The sequence below is a fragment of the Xanthomonas sp. SHU 308 genome (genome assembly GCF_000364645.1).
Lineage (GTDB): Bacteria > Pseudomonadota > Gammaproteobacteria > Xanthomonadales > Xanthomonadaceae > Xanthomonas_A > Xanthomonas_A sontii.
Window position 1 is genome coordinate 1 of sequence record NZ_AQOK01000396.1, and the last position, 9174, is coordinate 9174.

The window sequence follows — 9174 nt, forward strand, 5'->3', positions numbered from 1 at the left end:
GTGCATTAAGGTCCGGAGGCGGCGCTGCGCTCCCGGACCCTCACCCCAACCCCTCTCCCGGGGGGAGAGGGGCTTTGACTACGGAAGCCGACGCATCCGCGCGACTGGCACATGGTTCCAGACGAAGCCAGCGCCGGCGGCGATTGCCGGGAGGGGGTACGCACTGCGGTTGGGCTCACTCCTGCGCGGCCACCGGCAGCAGCCGCTGGCGCAGCAGCAGCGCGGCCAGGTCCAGGGTTTCGCCGGCCACGCGCATCACCCTGCCCATGTTGATGAAGCCGTGGATCATGCCGGGGTAGACGCGCACCAGGGTTTCCACGCCCGCTTCGCGCAGGCGCTGCGCGTAGTGCAGGCCTTCGTCGTGCAGCGCGTCGCGGTCGGCGAGCACCACCAGCGCCGGGGCGACGCCGGCCACGTCCGGCGCCACCACCGGGGAAATGCGCCAGTCCGATGCCAGCGACGGGTCCGGCAGCAGCTGGCGGTCGAAGTAGCGCATCGCCGCTTCGGTCAGCGGCGGGATGCCGGCGTTGCGCACGCGCGAGGGAAAGGGATTGTCCGGGCGCACGTCGGTCAGCGGATAGATCAGGATCTGACAGCGCAGGGCGATGCCGGCATCGCGCGCGGCCAGCGCGGCGCTCGCCGCCAGGGCGCCGCCCATGCTGTCGCCGGCGATGGCCAGGCGCTGCGGATCGGCACCGACCTCACCCGGGTGCGCGGCCAGCCAGTGCACTACCGCGATCACGTCCTCGATGCCGGCCGGCGCCGGATGTTCGGGCGCCAGCCGGTAGTCCACCGCCAGCACCTGGCAGCCGGCACGCGCGGCCAGTTGCCGGCACACGTCGTCGTGCGAATCGAGGTCGCCGACCACGCCACCGCCGCCATGCGCGTAGAGGCAGGTCGGCGCCAGGCTAGCGTCGAGGCCGTGCGGGCGGTACAGGCGCAGCGGAATCGGGGCGGCCGGGCCCGGTGCCTGCAGGTCGCGGACCTCGGCCATCTCCACGCGCGGGAAACCGAATTGCGCGGCGACGCCGCGCATCATCGCCCGCGCCTGGGGCAAGGGCAGTTCCTCCATCGGCGGCTGCCCGGACTGCTGGGCCTGGGCGAAGAAACGGACGACGTCTGGATCGAAATACATGGGTGGCCCTCCCGGGGCGGCTGCGCAAGCGGCGTCGGGCGGATTGTTATGATCGATAACCATTTCCGCAAATAAGCGAACTGGAACGCCGATGCGCGGTAGCCGACGGGTCAGCGGCAGGCGGCCGATCGTCACGGCGCGGATGCGCGTGCAATGCAGACGCGGCGAGGCATTGCGCAGCTTGGAGCACGCGCTGGCGACCGGGCGCGCACGCGTCGCCGCCACATTGCGGCGCAGCATGGACTTGCGCGCTGCGCGCCGGAACGCGGCTCAGTCGTCCTGCGCGGCGGCTTCGCGGCCCTGCTGGCGGATGATGGCTTCCTGCCGCGCGTCCTCGATCGAGGCGCGCACCGCGCGCACGTCGGCGCGACGGGTGTCGAAGGTGAAGCGGCCGGTGAGCGCGCTGTCCGGGCGCAGTGTGCCCTTCTCGTACAGCGCCCACATCTCCTCGCCGTAGTGGGTGGCGTTGAGCTCGGGCGCGAAGCGGCCCAGGCAGTCGCGCAGGTTGTGCACGTCGCGCAGCAGCATGCTGCGGGCGGCGTTGTTGCCGGCGGCGCTGACCACCTGCGGGAAGTCGATCACCACCGGGCCGTCGGCACCGACCAGCACGTTGTATTCGGACAGGTCGCCGTGGACCAGGCCCAGGCACAGCATCTTCACCACGTCGCCGACCAGCTGCGTGTGGAAGGCGCGCGCCTGCTCCGGTTCCAGTTCCACCTCGCCCAGGCGTGGCGCGCTCTGCCCGTCGGCATCGGTGACCAGGTCCATCAGCAGCACGCCGTGGAAGTAGCCGCGCGGCTGCGGCACGTGCACGCCGGCGTCCACCAGCTGGTACAGGGTGTTGGCCTCGGTGTCCTTCCACGCGGCTTCCTGCTCGCGGCGGCCGAACTTGCTGGCCTTGCCGATCGCCCGCGCCTGGCGGCTGCCGCGCACCTTGCGCCCTTCCTGGTACTGCACGCGCGCCTGGAAGCTGCGCTGCGCCATGTCCTTGTAGACCTTGGCGCAGAGCACGTCGTCGCCGGCCTGGACCACGTAGACCGCGGCCTCCTTGCCGCTCTTGAGCGGGCGCAGCACGCCGTCGATGACGCCGTCGTCGATCAGCGGCTGCAGGCTCGGGGGAATCTTCATCGGGTGCGGCGTACCTGGAGTGAGTCGCCGCGATTATGGCCCAAGGCTGGTGTGGTGCCCGGCGTGCCGGTACGGCGCCGACCGTGTCGCCAACGCGCCGGAGATACGCACAACGCGGCTTGCGGCCTGTGCGACGAACGATTGGGCGGCGCGGCGGCGCCCGGCATTTGTCTACGACGGCCGCCGAGGTGTGCCGCCGCGTTCAGCTTTCGAGACGGTGGCGCAGGGCTGTCGTGCTGTGTGCGGCGAGGACGCGCGCGAGGCGTTGCCTGGGTGGATGGTTGGATAGGCGTTCGACTGCCATCGCGTCGGGACTGAAGTCCCTCCCACAGAAGCGCGTCGTGCGTAGCGACGCTTCTGCACGCTCAGGCCTGCCGGCCTCGGGCTCGCCTCAGGCCAGCCCAGGCCCGGCCTCGCGCTGCCTCGGTTCCGGCTCAGGGCGAGGCAGCGACCTGGGCCTGGGCGTCGGCGCCGCCGCCGAGCACCTGGTACAGGGTGACGCGGTTGCTGGCGTCCTGCAGGCGCAGCGCGATCAGCGCCTGCTGCGAGGCGAACAGCGAGCGTTGCGCATCCAGCACCGGCAGATGGCCGTCCAGGCCGGCGCGGTAGCGCGCGTCGGCCAGGGTGTAGCTGCGCTGGCTGGCGTCGACCAGGGCCTGCTGCGCGGTCAGCTGCGCCTGCAGGTGGTCGCGCGTGGCCAGGGCGTCGGCCACTTCGGCGAAGGCCGACTGGATCGCCTTCTCGTACTGCGCCACGGCGATGTCCTTGCCGAGCTTGGAGGCGTCCAGCGAGGCCTTCAGCGCACCGGCGTGGAAGATCGGCGCGGTGATGCTGGGCACGAACGACCAGGTGCGGCTGCCGGCGGCGAACAGCGTGGACAGCGCATCGCTGCTGCGCCCGGTGGACGCGGTGAGGCTCAGCGACGGGAAGAACGCCGCGCGTGCGGCGCCGATGTCGGCGTTGGCCGCCTGCAAGGTGTGCTCGGCGGCGAGCACGTCCGGGCGCTGCAGCAGCACCGCCGAGGACAGGTGCGCCGGCAGCGGCGCCAGCGCCACGCTGTCCTGCATCGCCTGCGCGGTCGGCAGCAGCGCTGCGTCCACCGGCGCGCCGACCAGCAGTTGCAGCGCATCGCGCGCCTGCGCCAGCTGGGTGGCGGCGCTGGCGACGGCCACGCGCGCCGACTCCACGCTGGTCTGCTGCTGCGCCAGGTCCAGCCCGGACGCGCTGCCGATGCTGTGGCGGCGCTCTGTCAGTTGCAGGGTCTGCGCCTGGCTGTCCAGGGTCTGCTGCGCCAGCGCCAGTTGCGCCTGGTCCGCGCCCACGGTCAGCCACGCCGCGGCGACCTGGGCGACCAGGGTCAGGCGCACGTTGCGCTGGTTTTCCGCACTGGACAGCCAGTTCTGCAGCGCTTCCTGCTTGAGACTGCGCAGTTGCCCGAACAGATCCAGCTGCCAGCTGCTGAGCCCGACCTGCAGGGTGTCGCTGGTGCTGACCTGGGAGACGCCGTCGTCGTTGCTGGCGGCGCTGCTGCGGCTGCGGCTCATGCTGGCGTTGGCGTCGAACGACGGCAGTTGCGCGGCGCGCTGGAGGCGGTACTGCGCGCGTGCCTTGTCGATGGACAGCACCGCCACGCGCAGGTCGCGGTTGTTCTGCAAGGCCAGCGCGATGGTCTGGCGCAGCCGCGGATCCAGGAACACCTGCTGCCAGTCCGGCATCGCCAGCGTGTCGGCGGCGGCGCCGGCGGCGGGCGCCGCGTCGACCGCGGCCAGGTCGGCCGGCACGGGTGCCGCCGGGCGTACGTAGGTGGGCGCCAGGGTGCAGCCGGACAGGGCCAACAGCGTGGCCACCGCCACGCTCATGCGGGTCAACGCGCTCATGCCTGCGTCTCCGGGTGGGCGACCGCCGGTCCTGGGAACATCCGGCGCACGATCACATAGAACAGCGGCACGAAGAACAGGCCCAGGGTGATCGAGGCCAGGGTGCCACCGGTGACGCCGGTGCCCAGCGAGTGGCGTGCGGCCGAGCCGGCGCCCTTGCTGAACACCAGCGGCAGCACGCCGAGCAGGAACGCCAGCGAGGTCATCAGGATCGGCCGCAGGCGCATCTGCACCGCGTGCAGGGTGGCGGCGAGCAGGCTTTCGCCGCGGTGTTCGAGGTCGCGCGCGAACTCGACGATGAGGATGCCGTTCTTCGCCGCCAGGCCCACCGTGGTCAGCAGGCCGACCTGGAAGTACACATCATTCTCCAGGCCGCGGAGGGTCATCAGCAGCACCGCGCCGAACACGCCTACCGGCACCGCCAGCATCACCGCGAACGGAATCGACCAGCTCTCGTACAGCGCCACCAGGCACAGGAACACGAACAGCAGCGAGATCGCATACAGCGCCGGCGCCTGGTTGGCCGACAGCTTTTCCTGGTAGGCCATGTCCGACCACGCGTAGCCGAAGCCGTGCGGCAACTGCTTGCTGAGTTCGGCCATCGCGTCCATCGCCGCGCCGGAGCTGACCCCGGGCACCGCCTGGCCGGTCAGCTCCATCGCCGACACGCCGTTGTAGCGTTCCAGCGCGGCCGGCGCGCTGGTCCAGTGCGAGCGGGTGAACGCCGACATCGGCACCATGTCGCCGCCGCCGTTGCGCACCGTCCAACGGTCCAGGTCCTGCGGCGCCATGCGTGCGTCGGCGTCGCCCTGCACGTAGACCTTCTTGATGCGGCCCTTGTAGATGAAGTTGTTGACGAAGTCGCCGCCGAGCGCGCTGTTGAGCGTGGCGTTGATGTCGCCCGGGTCCACGCCCAGCGCCTGCGCCTTGGCATCGTCGATCTTGACCGCGTACACCGGCGCGTCTTCCAGGCTGGCGTAGCGCACGTTCATCAGCTTGGGATCGTGCTGGGCCAGCCGCAGCAGCTTGTCGCGCGCGGCGACCAGGGCGGCATGGCCGGCGCCTTCGTAGTCCATCAGCTCGAAGGTGAAGCCGGAGGCGTCGCCGAGGCCGGTGATCGCCGGCGGCGAGGTCACGAACAGTTCCGCGTCGGGCACGTCGGCCAGCGCCTTGTTCAGATGGTCGGCGATGGTCGCCGCATCGTCGTCGCGGTCGTCCCAGTCCTTCAGCCGCACGAAGGCCATGCCGACGTTCTGGCCGGCGCCGGTGACGCTGAAGCCGGCTGAGGACAGCACCGAGCGCACGCCCGGATCCTTCAACGCGGCCTTGGTCAGCCGGTCGGTCACCGCCAGGGTCTGCTCCAGGGTGGAGCCGGCCGGCAGCTTGACCAGCACGTTGAGCATGCCCTCGTCCTCGTCGGGCAGGAACGCACCGGGCAGGCGCCACAGCAGCAGGCCGGTGACCGCGATCAGCAGCGCATAGGCGAGCAGGCCCAGCGCGCGCTTGCCCAGCACCCGCTCAACCAGCGTGCGGTAGCGCTCGGACAGGTGCCGGAAGCGGGTGTTGAACCAGATGAAGAACCAGCCCAGGCGCCCGTGCGAGCCGATCGGCGCCTCGCCCTGGTGCAGCGGCTTGAGGATGGTCACGCACAGCGCCGGAGTCAGGGTCATCGCCACCAGCACCGACAGGATCATCGAGGCGGCGATGGTGATCGAGAACTGCCGGTAGATCACGCCGGTGACGCCGTTGAAGAACGCCATCGGCACGAACACCGCGGTCAGCACCAGCACGATGCCGACCAGGGCGCCGCCGATCTGCTGCATCGAGCGCAGCGTGGCTTCCTTCGGCGGCAGGCCTTCCTGGCCCATCACCCGCTCCACGTTCTCCACCACCACGATGGCGTCGTCGACCAGCAGGCCGATCGCCAGCACCATCGCGAACATGGTCAGGGTGTTGATCGAGTAGCCGAACGCGGCGAGCACGCCGAAGGTGCCCATCAGCACCACCGGCACGGCGATGGTCGGGATCAGCGTGGCGCGCCAGTTCTGCAGGAACAGGTACATCACCGCCACGACCAGTAGCACCGCCTCGATCAGGGTGATGACCACTTCCTTGATCGAGGTGGTGACGAACGGCGTGGTGCTGAAGGCGATGTGGTAGTTGAAGCCGTGCGGCCAATACTGCTTGAGTTCCTGCAGGCGCTGGTCGATGGCCTTGGAGGTCTCCACCGCGTTGGCATCGGAGTTGAGCTCGATGCCCAGCGAGGCCGAGGGCTTGCCGTTGAAGCGGGTGATGCTGTCGTAGGTCTCCGGGCCCAGGCCGATCCTGGCCACGTCCGACAGGTGCACGGCGGCGCCGCTGGCATCGCTCTTGAGCACGATCGCGCCGAACTGCGCCGGGGTCTGCAGGCGGCTGCGGGTGGTCACGGTGGCGTCCAGGCGCTGCCCGCGCAGCGCCGGCTGGCCGCCGATCTCGCCGGCCGACACGTCGGTGTTCTGCGACTGCAGCGCGTTCTCCACGTCCGAGGGCATCAGCGCGTACTTGCGCAGCTTCTCCGGGTCCAGCCAGATGCGCATGGCGTATTCCGAGCCCATCGGCTGGATGTTGCCGACGCCGCTGACGCGGCTGATCTGGTCGTCGATGTTCGATTCCATGTAGTTGGCGACATCGAAGTTGTCCATGCTGCCGTCGTCGGAGGTGAACGCCACCACCTCGAACAGCGAGCCGCTGGACTTGGTGATGACCAGGCCGTTCTGCTGCACCGCCTGCGGCAACACCGACATCACCGACTGCAACTGGTTCTGCACCTGCACCTGCGCGGTGTCGGCGTTGGTGCCGGTCTCGAACACCAGGTTGACCTGCGCGGTGCCGTCGGAGGCGCTGGTGGAGGTCATGTACAGCAGGTGGTCCAGGCTCTGCTGCGACTGCTCGATCAGCTGGGTGACGGTGTTCTCCACCGTCTGCGCCGAGGCGCCGGTGTAGGTGGCGCGCACGGTGATGGTGGGCGGCGCCATGTGCGGATAGCGTTCGACCGGCAGCCCATGGATGGCCAGCATGCCGATCAGGACGATGACGATGGCCATGACCCAGGCCACCACCGGGTGGTTGACGAAGAAGCGCGACATGCGGGAGTCCTCAGTCGGCCTGGGCGTCGTCGCCCGGCAGCGCCGGCGCGGCATCGAGCTGGGCGGCGGTGACCGGGTAAGGCTGCGCCGGCTTGCCGAGTTCGGCACGGCTGCCGTTGACCACGATCAGGCGCTCGCCCGGCTTGAGCCCGGACTCCACCAGCCAGTCGTGGCCGATGGCCTCGCCGGTGCGGATGTGCCGCTCCACCACCTTGTCGTGCGCATCCAGCAGCTTCACCACCGGCTCGCCCTTGCTGTCGCGGGTCACCGCCTGCTGCGGCACCAGCACCGCGCCCTGGTCGGTGGCCATCGGCAGCACCGCGCGCAGATACATGCCCGGCAGCAGCAGGTGCTCGGGATTGGGCACCACCGCGCGCAGGGTGACGTTGCCGGTACCGGCGTTGACCTGGGTGCCCACGAATTCGAGGGTGCCGGCGTGCGGATAGGTGCTGCCGTCCTCCAGCCGCACCTGCACCTGCGCCTTGCCGTCGATGGCGTGGATCTGCCCGGCGTCGAGCTGCCGGCGCAGCGCCAGCATCTGCGTGCTGGACTGGGTGACGTCCAGGTAGATCGGGTCCAGCCGCTGGATGGTGGTCAGCGCCGCGTCCTGCGCGGCGGTGAGCAGCGCGCCGACGGTGTAGGCGGAGGTGCCGATGGTGCCGGAGATCGGCGCGGTGATGCGGGTGTAGTCGAGGTTGATGCGCGCCGCCTGCAACGCCGCCTTGGCCGCGACCACCGCCGCCTCGTCCTGGCGCAGCGCGGACACCGCGTCGTCGGCGTCCTGCTTGCTGGCCGCGTCCATGTCGGTGAGGCTGCGGGTGCGCTCGGCCTTGGGCCGCGCACTGGCCAGCGCCGCCTCGGCCTGCACCAGGTTGCCGCGGGCGATGTCGTAGGCGGCCTGGTACGGCGCCGGATCGATCACGTATAGCGCCTGCCCTGCCTTGACCTCCTGGCCCTCCTGGAACAGGCGCTGGCGCAGCAGCCCGCCGACCTGCGGGCGCACGTCGGCGGTCTCGTAGGCCACGGTGCGGCCGGCCAGGGTGCGCTCCACCGGCAGCGTGCGCGCGCCCAGGGTCAGCACCCCCACCCGCGGCGGCGGCGCGGCCGCCGGCTTGTCGCCGGAGCAGCCTCCGGCCACGGCAACGGCCAGCAATACGGCACAGCGAACGGGACGACGAGGCGCCTGGAAACGGTCGGACATGGGGAGTGCGGCTGGGAAGAAACGCGCAACGCTACTCCACGGATGTGTCGCATCGCACCATGTCTGTAACAGTGCGTTGTACGGGCTTCACCAAGGTCGGAGAAACGTCGGAAACCGGCACACAGCGTCGCACCCGCGGACGGCGCCATTCGTTCTATTACCGAACACAAATGCGATAATCGCCCATCTTGCCGACGTCGTTTCCCGCCGCGGCATGCCATCGTGCGCACGCCCGCCTTCGCCGCCCCCGTGGCCGGCCGCGGACGCCGTGCGTCTCCCCTGCAGAGGATCGAAAACGTGCAAACCCAATCGGATGTGTCGGCCGGCGGCCGGATCTTGCTGTGGAGCGTCGGCCTGCTGCTGGCGCTGATCGGGCTGGCGCTGCTGGTCGGCGGCATCCGCCTGGCCACCCTCGGCGGCAGCCTCTACTTCCTGGCGATGGGCGCGGCCTGCGTGGTCTCGGCCGTGCTGCTGCTGCGGCGGCGTCCGGCCGGTGCCTGGCTGTACGCACTGGCGTTCGTGCTGAGCGTGGCCTGGGCGTACTGGGATGCGGGCCTGGCGTTCTGGCCGCTGGTATCGCGGCTGATGATGCCGGCGGTGCTGGCGCTGCTGGTCGCCCTGGTCTACCCGACCCTGCGCCGCGCCCGCGGCCTGCCCGGCGGACGCGGCGCCTATGCGCTGGCGGCGGTGCTGGCGCTGGCCTGCGCC

5 protein-coding genes and 1 pseudogene are annotated in these 9174 nt (G+C 70.5%); 1 reads left to right on the forward strand and 5 read right to left on the reverse strand.

From position 1 onward, the window contains the following. Positions 1–175 precede the first annotated feature (175 nt). The 5 genes from D588_RS0113190 to D588_RS0113210 form a co-directional block, all read right to left on the reverse strand. On the reverse strand, positions 176–1135 hold the full coding sequence (locus tag D588_RS0113190; protein WP_017916316.1) for an alpha/beta hydrolase: 960 nt from the start codon (positions 1133–1135) through the stop codon (positions 176–178). A gap of 270 nt (positions 1136–1405) precedes the next feature. Beyond that, positions 1406–2263: a PA4780 family RIO1-like protein kinase gene (locus D588_RS0113195; RefSeq protein ID WP_017916317.1), complete on the reverse strand. Its 858-nt coding sequence runs from the start codon at positions 2261–2263 to the stop codon at positions 1406–1408. A 434-nt stretch (positions 2264–2697) separates the two neighbouring features. Next, positions 2698–4140 carry an efflux transporter outer membrane subunit gene (locus D588_RS0113200; protein ID WP_017916318.1) on the reverse strand — a complete coding sequence of 481 codons (1443 nt, stop codon included), beginning with the start codon at positions 4138–4140 and terminating at the stop codon, positions 2698–2700. Then, complete coding sequence (locus D588_RS0113205; protein ID WP_017912444.1) at positions 4137–7265, reverse strand: efflux RND transporter permease subunit; 3129 nt, start codon at positions 7263–7265, stop codon at positions 4137–4139. Before D588_RS0113205 ends, D588_RS0113200 begins: the two co-directional genes overlap by 4 nt. 10 nt (positions 7266–7275) lie before the next feature. Beyond that, a complete protein-coding gene (locus D588_RS0113210) occupies positions 7276–8418 on the reverse strand; it encodes an efflux RND transporter periplasmic adaptor subunit (protein WP_017916319.1) in 1143 nt (380 codons plus the stop codon). Positions 8419–8763: 345 nt separating this feature from the next. Here D588_RS0113210 and D588_RS24745 point away from each other — a divergent pair. After that, a pseudogene (locus tag D588_RS24745) lies at positions 8764–9174 on the forward strand (membrane-bound PQQ-dependent dehydrogenase, glucose/quinate/shikimate family); the annotation flags it as partial.